Raw genomic sequence first — 14,234 nt, 5'->3', positions numbered from 1 at the left:
CAAAGCGTCGCCTTCGGCTCCTGCATGCCGGTTGCTGGGTCGTAGCCATAGGTCGTCAGAGTATTCACGCTTTCGCCAAGCACGATCGGATCGGCGCCCTTCGGATATCTGGCGCGGAGGTCCTCGCCCTCGAAAAAGCCGGCGAAATGGAACGGCATCCAGGCGACGCCCTTGCCGACTCGCTCGGTGACCATCGCCTTGACGTGGGTCCGCGAACTGTTCTCGGCGCCCGTCACCCACACCCAGCCGCCGTCCTTGATGCCGCGCTCGGCGGCGTCGGCCGGGTTGATCTCGACGTACATGAACTGCTTCAGCTCGGCGAGCCACTTGTTGGAGCGCGTCTCCTCGCCGCCGCCTTCATATTCCACCAGCCGGCCCGAGCTCAGGATCAGCGGGAACTGTTTTGAGATGCCGCGATCGACGGCCGCCTTCTGCACCGAGAAGCCGATATTCGGCATGCGGAACTGCTTGGCGTCTGGCAAGGTCGGATAGTCAGCGACGAGGTCCGGACGCGGCGTATAGATCGGCTCGCGATAGACCGGAATCGGATCGGGCAGATTCCAGGCGATCATGCGCGCCTTGCCGTTGCCGTAAGGCGAGCAGCCGTGCTCGATCGCGACCCGCTGGATGCCGCCGGACAGATCCAGCGACCAGGACACCTTGTCAGGGTCGGCCGAATTGACGCGCTGGATGATCTCCATCTCCTGCGGCGTCAGCTCGTTGTCCCAGCCGAGCTTTTTCAGCACGCCCAGCGTGAACTCGGGATAACCGTCCCTGATTGCGGAGCCGACCGAATAGGAGCCCTCGGCGAGAAGATTCTCATGAACCTCCCGCTCGACCTCCTGCCCGTTCTCCATCACCTTGCGCTTGACGACGCGCTCGACGCCGAACCGGGCGCGGAAGGTGCCGCCGCCGTCCTTCACCGAAAGATTGGTGTTGTAGAGGATCGGCGTGCCGGGATGCTTGAACTCCGGCGTGCCCCAGCACGGCCATGGCAGACCGTAATAGTCGCCGCCGACTTCCGGATCATCCTTCGGTGCCCGCAGCGTGACCAGGTCGAACTTATGCTGGTTCCTCATATGCGCCTTCAGCCGCTCCGGCGACTGCCCGCAATAGCCGGTCGACCAGCCGCCGCGGTTGATCTCGCGCAGGATGTCCTCCGCCGACACCGAGCCGTTCTCGACCTTGATGTTCTTGAACATCGGGTCGGCAAAGCCGAGCTTCTTGGCGAGCATATACATCACGTCGTAGTCGTTCTTGGATTCGAAGACCGGCTCGACAATCTTCTCGCCCCATTGCAGCGAGCGGTTGGAGGCGGTGCGCGAGCCGTCCATCTCGAAGCTGGTACAGGCCGGCAGCAGATAGGTGCCGTTCTTGCGCTCGGAGACCACCGACCACGCCGTCGGATAGGGATCGCAGACCACCAGGAGTTCGAGCTTCTCGATGCCGCGCACCGCTTCCGGCATCCGGGTGATAGTATTGACGCCATGCCCCATGACGAACATGGCCTGCACCGGATTAGGCTGGTTGATCTGGTCCTTCGGCAGCAAGGTCGCGTCGAACCAGCGCGTGCTTGGAATGCCCGGCGTTTCCATCAACTGCTTGCTCGGGAAGCGCGACTTCATCCACTCGTACTCGACTTCCCACACCCGGCACCAGTGCCGCCAGGCCTCCTCGGCGAGACCGTAATAGAGCGGCAGGGTCGTGACATCGAGCCCGAGATCGGTCGCGCCCTGCACGTTGGTGTGGCCGCGGAAGATGTTGGCGCCGCCGCCGGCCATGCCGACATTGCCAGTGGCGAGCAGCAACAGGCAACTGGCGCGGACATTGGCGGTTCCGGTGGCGAACTGGGTCTGGCCCATCGCCCAGATCAGCGTCGCCGGCTTCTGCTTGGCGAACACTTCGGCAATATGCTTGACCTGCGCCTCCGGCAGGCCGGTGACGCGCTCGACTTCCTTCGGATTCCACTTCGCCGCCGCCTTGCGGATATCATCCACGCCGTAGACGCGCTGGCTGATGAATTCCTTGTCCTCCCAGCCATTCTCGAAAATGTGCCACAGCATGCCATAGATGGTGGCGATGTGGGTACCCGGCCGCACCCGGACATATTCGGTCGCATGCGCCGCGGTCCGCGTCATCCTTGGATCGACCACGATCATGTTGGCGCGGTTGAGCTCCTTGCCCTCGAGGATGTGCTGCAGCGAGACCGGATGCGCCTCCGCCGGATTTCCGCCCATCAGCAGGATGGTCCGGGAGTTACGGATGTCGTTGTAGCTGTTGGTCATCGCGCCGTAGCCCCAGGTATTGGCTACGCCGGTGACCGTCGTCGAATGGCAGATGCGGGCCTGATGGTCGGAATTGTTGGTACCCCAGAACGCCGCAAACTTGCGGTTAAGATAGGCGGCCTCGTTGGTGAACTTGGCCGAGCCGAGCCAATAGACCGAATCGGGACCCGCCTTCTGGCGGATCTCCATCAGCTTGTCGCCGATCTCGCTGATCGCGGTCTCCCAGGAGATCCGCGTCCACCGGCCGTTGACGAGCTTGACGGGATAGCGCAGGCGGCGCTCGCTCAGGACGTCGTCGCGGACCGCGGCGCCCTTGCAGCAATGCGAGCCGCGATTGATCGGGCTGTCATAGTCCGGCTCCTGGCCGATCCACACGCCATTGGCGACCTTGGCGATGACAGAGCAGCCGACCGAACAGTGGGTGCAGACATTCTTGCGGGTCGCGACGGGTGCACCGGGAGGAGCCGGCGGGCCGGCCTCCACCTTGCGCACGCCATTCAGCGTGAATTCGCCGAGCGCCGCCAGCGTGCCGGCAGCGATGCCCGAACGCTTCAGAAAAGTACGGCGATCCAATCCGCTGCCTGGCCTGTCTCCGGCGAGGACAGGCTTTGCACTTCCCTGGCGACGATCCGCCTTCCTGATCAGCACGAACGCCTCCCTCTATCGAGCGCCGGGATAGCTGTTGACGCGGTAGAAGTCTCGAACCTCGGCGGAATTTGGCTGATAGCGCGCTCTGCGCTTGTCCTTCAGATTGACCGATTGGGCGGGCACCTGCCGCGGCAGCAATGCGCCGACGGCGGCCACGCTGCTGCCGGCGATGGTCAGACGAAGCAAATCACGCCGAGGCATTTTTCGCTTAGGATTTTCCTTCTCAGGATTTTCCTTCATCGCGGCGCGCTCCTAAACCAGGTTCGCTACTCGTTAGCGTACTCCGCGCGATGCCGGACTTCAATTGTCGGTCACCCCGCACTGCAGCAACCGTTATCGAGATTTCCGGTGCGGTTTACTAGGAGCGACTTTTCAAATTCGCACGATCGCATGGCACCCACGTGCCGCGACAGCCGGCCGCAGCCGCTCGGAAAAACCTGGACGTGCTGTTCTGTGAGGATAAGCGGCGAACGCGAATTTTCTGGGCCGCCTAACCCCACGCGACAGGCAAATTAAGCAGTCCGCGAAACGCCCAGCCACCGATCCGCACAGGTTCGCTCTCAACAATGCGCAGGTTCTTCAGCCTGGCGAAGACGGCCGGGAGCGCAACATCGGCAACCATGGCGCGCGAGGCCCAGGCGCCGGCGCAGAAATGCGGCCCGGCGCCGAACGCGATGCTCTTGCTGGTATCGCGCTCAAGGTCGAACTCATCAGCGCGTTCGAAATGCTTTTCGTCGCGGTTTGCCGAGCCGAACATCAGGAACACCCGCTCCTCGGGCTCAAAGGCAACGTCACGGATTTTCCACGGCTTGGCGATGCGGCGCGGCGACATGCCGATCGGCGAAATCCAGCGGGCATATTCCTCGAATGCCTGCATCCAGGGAATCTTGCCTTCCATGACCGATCTCAGTTGATCGGGGTGCGTCAGCAGCGCCCACGCGGTGCCTGCGATCGCATCCCGCGGTTCGTTTTGACCGCCGCTGATCGAAAGCTTGATGTTGGCGCGCACGCTCTCCATCGGCATGCCGGATGCGAGCATCACGCCCAGCAGGCTTTGATCGGGCTTCTTGCTGAGCACCGGCAGCATGTCGTTGATGGCCGCATCAATGCCCGACGTCGCGGCATGACAGCGCGCCTCGACGGCGAGATCTCCAATGTAGTTGGCGATGCCGTCGATCATCCCTTGCGACCACGCGTTCATGTCCTGAAAGCGCATGTTGGTCAGCCCGGTGATCGATTTCAAACACTCCGCCGAGAACGGCAGCGCGAAATCGCGCACGAAATCGCATGCGCCCGCAGGCTCGAGTTCGCCGATGATGCGGTCGGCATGGGCCTGGAATTGCGCCGTCCAGTGAGATTTGACGGTCTTCGGAGATACTGCAGGAAAGATCGCCTTCCGCTCCGACAGGTGCGCCTCGCCGTCCTTGCGCATCATGTTGTGGCCCATCAGCGTATTCATCAGGCCTGCGGGCTGGTGCGATGAGAAGACGTCGATCTGCTTCTCCGAGACGAAGATGTCGTCGCGACTGCAGAGCAGCGTGCTGCCGAGCTGCGGCACGAACGCGATGGGAGCATCGCGGCGCAACTTGGCAAGCGTCGGATAGGGATCGCTCCAGAATGCCGCGACGTCGATATCGATACGAGGCGCAGTGCTCACGGTTTGGCCCTCCCTGTATTCCTCAAGGGTACCGAGGAGCAGAAAGGACGTCTGTCCCGTTGGACAGGGACAGGAAGTGGCGCTGCCTCTCTGCACCTCTCCCCTAGGGAGAGGTGCACTTGCGGCCAGACCGGTTCAATCGAGTGACGTCGCGCCCTAATGCGCAGAGCGGGGAAGCGCCATCAGGCGCAGTGCGATGGCGAACAGTTCGTTTTGCGAGGAGATGCCAAGCTTCTCGTAAGCTCGCTTGCGATAGGTGAAGGTCGAGTGCAGGCTGATCCCGAGATCCGCCGCGATCGCCTCGGACCCATAGCCTGATAGGATCCGCAGGCAGACGTCCTTTTCCCGGCCGGTCAGCTTGAGGAACGGCTCGCGGGTCGAAAACAGCGTCTGCAGTTTTGTCGGAGCTTCTGCTGCAACCTCCTCCTGGCAGTGACGCGCCACGATCGCGGTGATGGCTGGCGCCATGTTGCAGAGACGTGCGGCTTCGCTCCGCGTAAACCGGCCTTGCTCAGTGGTCCGGTAGAAATTCACATAAAAGCAGGCACTGTCGACCCAGATCGCCGCAGCGATCTTGTCGACGATCTCCGCATCCTCAAAAAATATCTTTCGATAGCCATCGCTGTACATGCGGCGGGAGAAGCTCGGCAGGACGACCGGGCGAGGCGCCGCCCGTTGGTGCAGGATCGTCTCCCGGTTCGGATCGGCTAGATGAAAATGCTCGGAATACGCGGCGCCGAGGTCCGACCCGATGGCGATGTGCCCGATTCCCAGCGCACAACGCGCCGTCCGCTCCGCCTCGAAGGCAAACACCATGCAATGGCCGACGCCACCCACGGCCCGAACCGTGTCCATCAGGACCTGCGAGAACGACGGGCGACCGATGGCAAGCACCATCGGCGCAAGGACGCCTGACGAATCTCCCGGTTCCACCGCCGCTGACCCCATCGCTTCCTCCGAATTTTTCTTCAAGCCTATCAGCAACATCCGCAAGTTTGAAGCGGTCTCATGCGGCATCCCGCCCCCTTTTGAGCCGGCATGTGTCACCAATAAAGGGGACAGACGCGCGCTGCGAGACAAGCGATAATTGCAAAGCGCTGACGTGCCTGACGTCCTCGGCGTATCTGCGCACCTTGAAAAAAGAATTCTTGCGGGAGGGACTACAATGAGGCTGGGCCTTGCCGGGCTTTGGATCTTCGTGACCGCGGTTCTCTGCGCCGTGGACGCAAAGGCGGACATCAAGGTGGGGATCGTCGTCTCCGCGTCCGGACCGGGCTCGGCGCTCGGGCAACCGCAGATGCGAACGGTGGCGGCGCTACCGAAGGAGATCGGCGGCGAAAAGATCGTCTACATCCCGCTCGACGATGAGTCAGATCCCACCAAGGGCGTCCAGAACGCGCGCCGCCTGGTGATTCAGGACGGCGTCGACATCCTGATCGGATCGTCGCTGACGCCAGTGACGATGCCGATGCTCGACATCGCCATGGAATCGAAGACCCCGATCATCTCGCTGGCGGCCGCGACCGCCATCGTCCAGCCGATGGACGACCGCCGGAAATGGGCGTTCAAGGTCGTGCCGAACGATGACCTAATGGCAGCCGCCATTCTCAAACATATCGCGAAGTCGGGGATCAAGACGCTCGGCTATATCGGCGTTTCGGATGGATATGGCGAGGGCTATTACAAGGAAGTCAGCCGGCTCGCGCCGACGCTTGGCCTGACGGTGACGACGCATGAGGTTTACGCACGCGCCGATACCAGCGTGACCGGTCAGGCCTTGAAGGTGATGGCGACCGATCCGGAGGCAGTGTTCGTCGCATCCGCTGGCACGCCAGCCGTATTGCCCCAGCAGGCCCTTCGCGAACGCGGCTATGCCGGCAAGATTTTCCAGACCCACGGCGTCGCGACGGAAGAGTTCATCAAGCTCGGCGGCGCCAATGTCGAAGGCGCCGTGTTCACCGGCGAAGCGTTCACCATCGCTGAGGATCTCCCGGCGAACGATCCGTTCCGGCTGGTGCGAGAGGAGCTCGTCACTGCGTACGAAAAGGCGAATGGCCAGAAGCCGAACATCTTCGCCGCGCATTTGTGGGATGCCGTCGCGCTGTTCAAAAGGGCGGCGGCAAGCGCGTTGAAGACCGCCAAGCCGGGTACGCCAGAATTCCGGGCTGCACTGCGGGATGAACTCGAACGCGGCAAGGACGTCTATTTGAACAACGGCCTCTCCACCATGAGTCCGACCGACCACAACGGCTACGATGAACGTTCCGCCTTTCTCATCAAGGTGGAAGGTGGAAAATTCCGGCTGATGCGATAGGGCAGGCAAGACGAGGGACGACTTGAATGAGTGCACTCGGCTCCTCTTCCAGGACCAGCGCCGTTCCGCATCTGGACGTTGATCCCTTCGCGATCGCGTTCTTCGCCGATCCTTTCCCGACCCATGAGGTGCTGCGGGAAGCAGGGCCGGTGGTGTATCTCGACAAATGGAATGTCTACGGCGTGGCACGCTACGCCGAAGTCCATGCGATGCTGAACGATCCCCTCACCTTCTGCTCCAGCCGCGGCGTTGGCTTGAGCGATTTCAAGAAGGAGAAGCCCTGGCGGCCGCCGAGCCTGATCCTCGAGGCCGATCCGCCCGCCCATACCCGCACGCGCGCCGTGCTCAGCGGCGTGCTGTCGCCGAGCGTCATGAAGCAAGTGCGCGACGGCTTCGCTAAGGCGGCCGAAGCAAGGGTCGACGCGCTATTGAACAAGCGCAGCTTCGATGCGATCGAGGATCTTGCGGAAGCCTATCCGCTCTCGGTGTTCCCGGATGCGCTCGGACTGAGGGCCGAGGGCCGCGAGCATCTGCTCCCCTATGCCAGCCTGGTGTTCAACGCGTTCGGTCCGCCGAACCAGTTGCGGCAGGAGGCGATCGAGCGTTCGGCGCCGCACCAGGCCTATATTGCCGAGCAATGCCAGCGCGAGAACCTCGCACCCGGCGGCTTTGGCGCCTGTATCCACGCGCGCGTCGATGAAGGCGAGATCACCGCCACCGAGGCGCCGCTCCTGGTACGCTCGCTGCTGTCGGCCGGTCTCGATACGACCGTCAACGGCCTCGGTGCAGCCATCTATTGCCTGGCGCGCTTTCCGGATCAATGGCAGCTCTTGCGCGACAATCCGGCGCTGGCGCGCAATGCCTTCGAGGAGGCGGTGCGTTTCGAAAGCCCGGTCCAGACCTTCTTCCGCACCACGACGAGGGAGGTCGAACTCGGTGGCGCGCCGGTCGGCGACGGCGAGAAAGTCCTGATGTTCCTCGGCGCGGCCAACCGCGATCCGCGGCGTTGGGACAAGCCCGACAGCTACGACATCAACCGACGCACCAGCGGCCATGTCGGCTTCGGCTCGGGCATCCATATGTGCGTAGGCCAGCTCGTTGCGCGGCTCGAAGGCGAGGTGATGCTGTCGGCGTTGGCGCGCCGCGTCGCCAAAATCGAGATCACGGGGGAGCCGAAGCGGCGCTTCAACAACACGCTGCGCGGGCTCGACAGCCTGCCGGTTACGATCACTCCGGCCTGACGAGAGGTGCGATGACTGCGATCACCTTCATTCATCCCGATGGCCGAAGCGATCGAGTCGAGACCAGCGACGGCGAGAGCGCCATGCAGGCCGCGACCCGTCACGGGCTGGATGGCATCCTGGCCGAATGCGGCGGCAACGCCATGTGCGCCACCTGCCATGTCTATGTCGACGATGGCTGGCTGGCGCGCCTCCCGCCGATTGGCGACGAGGAAGACGCCCTGCTCGACGGCACGGCCTGCGACCGCCTACCGAGCAGCCGCCTGTCCTGCCAGATCAGGATCACGCCCGACCTCGACGGGCTCGTGCTGCGCCTGCCGGAACGGCAGGTCTGAGCAACGATCGGCTGCGCGAAAACTTGGAGGAGAGGACGATGAAGCGGCTGGGCTGGACCCTTGTGTTACTCGGAAACCTGACCGCAGCGAGCGCCGAGATCTCCGACAACATCGTGTCGCATCGGTCTCATCCTTGCTGGATGCAATCGGAACTAGGCGCTCTGTTCCAGCCCCCCGGCGTTGCCGACCAGTTCGACCGCTTGAGCCCTCAAGTCTCGCTTGAGGACCTTGCCGAGCGAATTCCGCGGTAGCGCATCGACGATGAAGACGTATTTGGGCTTTTTGTATCCGGCGACCAGATTGCGAACGTGTTCGACAATCGACGACGGAGTCGGACCCGTCCCCTCGCATCGTTCGATGAATGCCGCGACGGCTTCGCCGAAGATGGCATCGGGTACCCCGACGACAGCCGCATCCGACACGTCCGGATTCTGGAGCAGAGCCTGCTCGACCTCTTTGGTATAGATGTTGAACCCTCCGCTCAACACCATGTCCTTCTTGCGGTCGACGATGTAGAGGTAGCCGTCCTCATCCGCCTTCGCGACGTCGCCGGTGTGGATCCAGCCGTCCTTGATGGTTTTCGCCGTATCTTCGGGGCGGTTGTAGTAGCCCCGCATCACGGAATATCTCCCAGGTTCGCCTACGCGGACGAGAAGCTCGCCGGGCTCGCCGGTCTTGACCTCGATGCCGGCGTCGTCGACGATGCGGACCTCGACGCCAGGCGTGGGGCGACCGATCGAAGCGGCATGGTCGAATTGCTCCTCATGGGACAGGGAGGTCACACCACCGACCTCCGTCATCGCGAAGAACGACACGAGACGAACCTGCGGGAGCAACGCGAGGAACTGGCGTTTCAGCTCGACAGGGAATGCCTCGCCCGTGACGACAATGCGCCTGAGGGACGCGCAGCGACCGGGATCGTGCTTTATCTCCGGAAGCAGCATCCTGCATACGGTCGGGACCATACCGACCACGCTAACTTTCTCCCTGGCAATCGTGTCCACCGCCTCGCGAGAATCGAACTTCTTCATCACCACGAGGGTGCCGCCAAGCGTCAGCGAATTGGCAAGCCGGGCGAAACCGGTTCGATGGGCCAGCGGAGTTGTAACCAGATAGACGTCGTCGCTCGATATTCTCCATTCGATCGCATTGACGAAACAATGCTGAACGACGACGTTCGAGTGCGTGATGATCGCACCCTTTGGTTTGCCCGTCGTACCAGATGTGTACATGATAATGGCATCATCGCAGCCGATCGGGAGAGATGGCACCGGTGTCGGTTCCGACTTCCGCAATTCGGCATACTCGACGGCGCCTGTGCAATTCGTTCCCGTCGTTATCCAGACGGCGTCCGGATTCGCCTGCAAAACTTCATTTATGGCAGCGCCGTCGTCTTCGAACACGATGGCGACGGGGCTGCTGTCAGAGCATATGTGCAGAAGCTCGTTCGGAGTGAGACGGGTCGTTACGGGGACAACGATTGCGCCCAGCGAGAATGCGGCGAAGAAGAGCTCGACGACCTCCACACCGTTGGATAGAAATACGACGATACGGTCGCCCGGACCGATACCGTTCTCCCTGAGCCCGTTTGCGACGCTGCGGATTCTCCGATCGAGCTCGCTGTAGCTGAGCTTTTCCGATCCGCAGACCAATGCGACCTTGCTCGCATGACGCACCGCCTGCGCACGGAGGATGGTTTCCAGGCGCATGTCCGCTCCTTAAACGACGTCGAAGGCCGGGTAGCGAACGTCGTCGGAAATCCGATCCCAAGCGACCTCGACGCGTTGACCGATGGCGACTGTATTGGGATCCCTGTTCAGGATGTTGCCGAGGATCCGTACGCCTTCGTCGAGCTCAACCGTCGCGACGGAAAGAGGAAGGCGCCCCTCCAGACCGGGACCGGGCACGCGAATGACGGTGCACGCGTAGATCGTACCCTTGCCCGACACTTCGCGCCATTCGAGATTCCGGCTGCCCGTGAAAATGCTCACCGGGCGCGGATAGTGCTGAAACCGCCTGGTGTCCTTGCAATACTGCAGCATCAGCTTGCCGGCCTTCGCCCCCTCCCAGAAGGGCTTGGTATCAACGTAGATCGACGGTTTCGGGACGGGACGTCCGGTCTTTTCGTCAGCCATCTTCATGCCTCCAGAATCATCGCGGCGCTGGTACCCCAGTTGCGCGCGTAGGGAATTACGCCGATACCCGTCACGAGTGCGTTCTTCGGATCCGGTACTTGCCGACCCTCGCCCTCGCCGAACATTTGACGTACCGCTTCGGCCAGGTTGAGGCCGCCGCTGGCCAATCCCGGCTGCCCCGCGGAGATTTGGCCTCCGCCGGTGTTAAGAGGCAGGGTCCCCTTGTGGGAAAGATCGGTGTCGAGGGTGAACTCGCTGCCCTGCCCTCGTTTGCAGAAGCCGAAATCCTCGAACTTCATCATGACCGCGATCGTGAAATCGTCGTAGGGCTGGAACATCCGGATGTCTTTCGGAGCGAGCCCCGATTGTCCGTACACGATCGGCGCGATCTTCGAGAACCCTGTCTCTGTTATATCCGCGAGCGGATCGCTTCCGTTGAAGTTCGTCACCTCGGCATATGCTGTCGGATAGACCATCTTCGTGATTCCGAGCTCCCGCGCCTTCTTCTCGGTCGTCACGAGGAAGGCGTTCGCGCCATCGCAGAACATGACGCAATCGAGGAGGCGAAGCGGATCCGCGATGACGCGCGACTTCTCGTAGTCGGCCATCGTGATCGGTGTCTTGAACTTCGTGTACGCGTTGTCGTTATGCAGCGCGTGCTCGCGTTGCGTGATGGCGATCTTTCCCAGTGCCTCGGGCTTGATCCCAAACTGGTGGTTGTATCGGCTCATGAGAAGCCCGAACGTCGCAGGAGGACCTTGAACGCCGGGCGGGTCCTGAAATTCGGAACGATAAGCTCCGTAGTTCGCCCGCCAGGCGGTGCTCGGCGCGTCCGCCGACAGGACGACGGCCACCTCGCAGTACCCATCGCGAATGGCCGATGCGGCACGAGCCACGCCGCCGGTAGCGGAACACCCTCCGGTCCCTCCGTAGTTGAGCCACGTCGGCGTGATGCCGAGGGCTTCGGTCATGTAGACGGCGAAGAACGGATTCGGACATTCGCTTAGCGGAGCTGTCACTGAGAGGCCGTCGATCGCGTCCTTCGGAATGCCGGTAGCCGCAAGCAATTTTGCCAGCGCCTCACCTCCTAGATCGAATGCGCTTCGACCGCTCTTGAAGTCGATTGCGGTCTCGGAATAGCCGGCGATTACGATATCACGCTTCTTTCCTGACATGGTCACTCTCCGCGGAATTCGGGGGACCGCTTCTCCCGGAAGGCCTTCAGGCCTTCGTCGCGATCCTTTGTGAAATACAGAAGAAAGGATGCGTCGCCCTCGGCGTCGAAGCCGTCGGCAAGCGACATGTCCACACCGCGGTCAATAACGGCCTTCGTCATCATGACCGGAATAGGCGCGTTCTCGCTGATGCTCTTGGCGATCTCCCTGGCCTTGTCGAGCGCCTTGCCCTGATCGGTTATATGGCTGACGATCCGATAGCGCTCGGCCTCTGCCGCGGAGATCCGTCGACCGGTCCACATCAACTCCTTCGCGAGAGGCTTTCCGATCAGTCGGGGTAGGGTTTGGGTGCCGCCGCCGCCTGGCATCATCCCGAGCTTGATCTCCGGTAGGCCGAATTTCGCGCTTGCGCCCGCGACGATGATGTCTCCGACCAGGGCCAGCTCGAGACCTCCTCCCAAAGCGAATCCCTCGATTGCGGTGATCAGAGGCTTGGTGAAGCCGCCGATATCCTTGAACAGCCGGTTCACCTTCCGCGCTCGCTTCCGAAAACGGTAGAAGTCGAAATAGCCGTTCTCCGTGATCTGGAATTCGCTGGTGTCGATGCCGGTGCAGAAGGCCTTGTCACTGCCGAGAAGGATAACTGCCCTCACGTCCCTCTGGTGCTCGACTTCATTGAGAATTCCGAGGATTTCCTCAGCGGTCTGCTCGCGAAGTGAGTTCAGCTTTTCCGGTCGGTTGATCGTGATTTCGACCCAGCCCTTTTCCCGGTTCAGGATGACGTCCTGGTAGCTCATTCTTGGTCTCCGATGATTCAATGGTCGGTTGGTCGTTCCGCGCCCATCGCGGACGCTATCTGAGCGTGCAGATCGACTATCGCGCGTGGGCTCGACCTGGCCTCATCGTCTATGCGCACCTCTAGAGCCACTCTGGCGGGTGGGCTGAGCACGAGCGCGCGATCGGCCATCTCGAGTGCATCATCGATCCTGTGCGTGATGAGTAGACAGGTCTTCCGAAATTCCCTTGCAATTTGCAGGAAGTCGCCGCGAAGGGTTTTCGAGGTAACGTGATCGAGCTGACTGAAGGACTCGTCCAGGAATATGATCTCAGGATCTATCGCGAGCGCTCTGGCAAGAGATACGCGCTGGCGCATGCCGCCGGAAAGCTCGTGAACATACTTGTTGTCCGCCCCATCCAGACGCACTCGTCCCAGCCATTCCCGCGCGCTTCTTCTGGCTTCATTCTTGGGTCTTCCCAGGATAAGCAATCCTAGTTCGACGTTTTCCAGAGCCGTGCGCCAGGGCAAGAGACGGTCGGTTTGAAAGCTGACGGAAAGACGCCCTTTCAGCGCCTTGAAGGATGCGTAGGGATCGAACCCCGCCACTCTGATCTGTCCTTTGTTCGGACAGGTCGTTCCCATGATGAGATTCAACACCGTGCTCTTTCCTGCGCCTGTCTGCCCAAGAAGAACGACGATTTCTCCTCGCCTGACGTTCAGAGACAGGTTGTCGACGGCGAGGTAGCTTCCGAAAGTCTTTGACACTTCGCGCAGTTCGATGATGTTTTCTTCGGTCATCTTACGGTCGCCTCCGCGCGCCACTTCAGGAAGAGCTTTTCCAAGCCATTCACTAATGCCTGCAGCGCCACATTGAGGATTACGAGGAAGAAGGTCCACGCAAGGACCTGGTCGATCCGAAACGTCGATTGAGCAAGATTCATCCGCGCGCCTATGCCGATCGCCGATGCTACGAGCTCCGCGAATATCACCATTCGTATCGCGTATCCGATAACGGATTTGGTCGTCAGGAAAACGTAAGCAACGATGTGCGGCAGAATGAGATAGCGGAGCACCTGCCACCGCGAGGGCCGAAAGCTCTCGATCATATCGACGAGCTCCTTGGGTAGCGCTCGCACCCCTTCGTAGACGTTGAGTGCATAGAATGGCAGCAAGATAACCAGCAGGATGAAGAATATTCGTGCCTCTGGGTTCTTGAACCAGAACACGGCGATCAACATCCAGGAAAGCGCGGGAATGCCGGTATCGATGACGACAACAGCTTTGAGATAGGCCCGCAAATGAGTGAACATTCCCATCGCAAGTCCGATGAGAACGCCTACCGTCATTGCGATCGTAACCGAAATAGCGAGGCGGACGAGTGTTACCGCCACATGGTATGGGTCGGTGAAGAACAGTTCGCGCGCGGCATTCCAGACGGCGACCGGCGAAGGCATTATGTAGTCCGGAACGAAACGGCTGGTTACTTCCATTGCCGCAAGAAGCAGGACGACCACGACGACGGTTGCGACGATATCCCGTCGACTTTCGGCGTTGGGCCAAGCCCCGGCAAAACCGGCAAGCGGCTTGGCGATCTTGGCTGCATCTCCAGATTGAATTCGCGATTGCCCGGCGGCGGCTGAGATAGACATCTGCTTTTCCGGCATGT

General features: G+C 61.4%; 13 protein-coding genes. 3 read left to right on the top strand and 10 right to left on the bottom strand.

Annotation, left to right across the window (positions count from 1 at the left end; all coding sequences use genetic code 11):
• The 4 genes from AC5ZG1_RS30560 to AC5ZG1_RS30545 all read right to left on the bottom strand — a co-directional run.
• Positions 1-2,933 (bottom strand): formate dehydrogenase subunit alpha (locus AC5ZG1_RS30560; protein WP_496135023.1); only part of this gene is annotated, 2,933 nt, incomplete at its 3' end.
• Positions 2,934-2,945: 12 nt separating this feature from the next.
• Entirely contained in the window at positions 2,946-3,173 is a 228-nt protein-coding gene (locus AC5ZG1_RS30555; protein WP_456671159.1) for a formate dehydrogenase, read from the bottom strand.
• 250 nt (positions 3,174-3,423) lie between these two features.
• Positions 3,424-4,590, bottom strand: coding sequence for a cytochrome P450 (locus AC5ZG1_RS30550; protein ID WP_456641403.1), 1,167 nt, complete (start codon positions 4,588-4,590; stop codon positions 3,424-3,426).
• A gap of 156 nt (positions 4,591-4,746) precedes the next feature.
• Positions 4,747-5,538 (bottom strand): helix-turn-helix transcriptional regulator, encoded by a 792-nt coding sequence (locus tag AC5ZG1_RS30545; RefSeq protein WP_456641404.1) that lies wholly within the window; start codon positions 5,536-5,538, stop codon positions 4,747-4,749.
• Between the two features lie 217 nt (positions 5,539-5,755).
• Here AC5ZG1_RS30545 and AC5ZG1_RS30540 point away from each other — a divergent pair, with 217 nt between their 5' ends.
• Genes AC5ZG1_RS30540 through AC5ZG1_RS30530 form a run of 3 tightly spaced genes read left to right on the top strand, consistent with a single transcriptional unit; the run spans position 5,756 to position 8,480 of the window.
• Complete coding sequence (locus AC5ZG1_RS30540; protein WP_456641405.1) at positions 5,756-6,904, top strand: ABC transporter substrate-binding protein; 1,149 nt, start codon at positions 5,756-5,758, stop codon at positions 6,902-6,904.
• A gap of 26 nt (positions 6,905-6,930) precedes the next feature.
• Positions 6,931-8,145 carry a cytochrome P450 gene (locus AC5ZG1_RS30535; RefSeq protein ID WP_456641406.1) on the top strand — a complete coding sequence of 405 codons (1,215 nt, stop codon included), beginning with the start codon at positions 6,931-6,933 and terminating at the stop codon, positions 8,143-8,145.
• An 11-nt stretch (positions 8,146-8,156) separates the two neighbouring features.
• Positions 8,157-8,480, top strand: a complete 324-nt coding sequence (locus tag AC5ZG1_RS30530; protein ID WP_496135022.1) for a 2Fe-2S iron-sulfur cluster-binding protein — start codon at positions 8,157-8,159, stop codon at positions 8,478-8,480.
• A gap of 152 nt (positions 8,481-8,632) precedes the next feature.
• On the opposite strand, the gene AC5ZG1_RS30525 is transcribed toward AC5ZG1_RS30530, so the two are convergent.
• The 6 genes from AC5ZG1_RS30525 to AC5ZG1_RS30500 form a co-directional block, all read right to left on the bottom strand.
• Entirely contained in the window at positions 8,633-10,189 is a 1,557-nt protein-coding gene (locus AC5ZG1_RS30525; protein ID WP_496135021.1) for a class I adenylate-forming enzyme family protein, read from the bottom strand.
• Positions 10,190-10,198: 9 nt separating this feature from the next.
• The gene (locus tag AC5ZG1_RS30520; protein WP_496135020.1) at positions 10,199-10,615 is read right to left on the bottom strand and encodes a Zn-ribbon domain-containing OB-fold protein; all 417 of its coding nucleotides are present in this window, start codon (positions 10,613-10,615) and stop codon (positions 10,199-10,201) included.
• Between the two features lie 2 nt (positions 10,616-10,617).
• A complete protein-coding gene (locus AC5ZG1_RS30515) occupies positions 10,618-11,586 on the bottom strand; it encodes a thiolase family protein (protein ID WP_496135019.1) in 969 nt (322 codons plus the stop codon).
• Between the two features lie 206 nt (positions 11,587-11,792).
• A complete protein-coding gene (locus tag AC5ZG1_RS30510; protein WP_496135018.1) occupies positions 11,793-12,587 on the bottom strand; it encodes an enoyl-CoA hydratase/isomerase family protein in 795 nt (264 codons plus the stop codon).
• A gap of 17 nt (positions 12,588-12,604) precedes the next feature.
• Positions 12,605-13,366, bottom strand: a complete 762-nt coding sequence (locus AC5ZG1_RS30505) for an ABC transporter ATP-binding protein (RefSeq protein WP_496135017.1) — start codon at positions 13,364-13,366, stop codon at positions 12,605-12,607.
• Entirely contained in the window at positions 13,363-14,232 is an 870-nt protein-coding gene (locus tag AC5ZG1_RS30500) for an ABC transporter permease (protein ID WP_496135016.1), read from the bottom strand. Before AC5ZG1_RS30500 ends, AC5ZG1_RS30505 begins: the two co-directional genes overlap by 4 nt.
• Between the last annotated feature and the right edge of the window lie 2 nt (positions 14,233-14,234).

It is taken from the genome of Bradyrhizobium sp. Leo78, from assembly GCF_059512425.1.
The sequence above is the reverse complement of the archived record's forward strand: the minus strand, read 5'-3'. Positions and strand labels throughout refer to the sequence as shown.

What these genes read in the sequence shown, in the direction of transcription:
- AC5ZG1_RS30520 (WP_496135020.1), bottom strand. Translation starts at nt 10,615, where the DNA reads ATGGCTGACGAAAAGACCGGACGTCCCGTCCCGAAACCGTCGATCTAC.
- AC5ZG1_RS30500 (WP_496135016.1), bottom strand. Translation starts at nt 14,232, where the DNA reads ATGCCGGAAAAGCAGATGTCTATCTCAGCCGCCGCCGGGCAATCGCGA.
- AC5ZG1_RS30510 (WP_496135018.1), bottom strand. Translation starts at nt 12,587, where the DNA reads ATGAGCTACCAGGACGTCATCCTGAACCGGGAAAAGGGCTGGGTCGAA.
- AC5ZG1_RS30545 (WP_456641404.1), bottom strand. Translation starts at nt 5,538, where the DNA reads ATGGGGTCAGCGGCGGTGGAACCGGGAGATTCGTCAGGCGTCCTTGCG.
- AC5ZG1_RS30505 (WP_496135017.1), bottom strand. Translation starts at nt 13,366, where the DNA reads ATGACCGAAGAAAACATCATCGAACTGCGCGAAGTGTCAAAGACTTTC.
- AC5ZG1_RS30555 (WP_456671159.1), bottom strand. Translation starts at nt 3,173, where the DNA reads ATGAAGGAAAATCCTGAGAAGGAAAATCCTAAGCGAAAAATGCCTCGG.
- AC5ZG1_RS30540 (WP_456641405.1), top strand. Translation starts at nt 5,756, where the DNA reads ATGAGGCTGGGCCTTGCCGGGCTTTGGATCTTCGTGACCGCGGTTCTC.
- AC5ZG1_RS30535 (WP_456641406.1), top strand. Translation starts at nt 6,931, where the DNA reads ATGAGTGCACTCGGCTCCTCTTCCAGGACCAGCGCCGTTCCGCATCTG.
- AC5ZG1_RS30515 (WP_496135019.1), bottom strand. Translation starts at nt 11,586, where the DNA reads ATGACCGAAGCCCTCGGCATCACGCCGACGTGGCTCAACTACGGAGGG.
- AC5ZG1_RS30530 (WP_496135022.1), top strand. Translation starts at nt 8,157, where the DNA reads ATGACTGCGATCACCTTCATTCATCCCGATGGCCGAAGCGATCGAGTC.
- AC5ZG1_RS30525 (WP_496135021.1), bottom strand. Translation starts at nt 10,189, where the DNA reads ATGCGCCTGGAAACCATCCTCCGTGCGCAGGCGGTGCGTCATGCGAGC.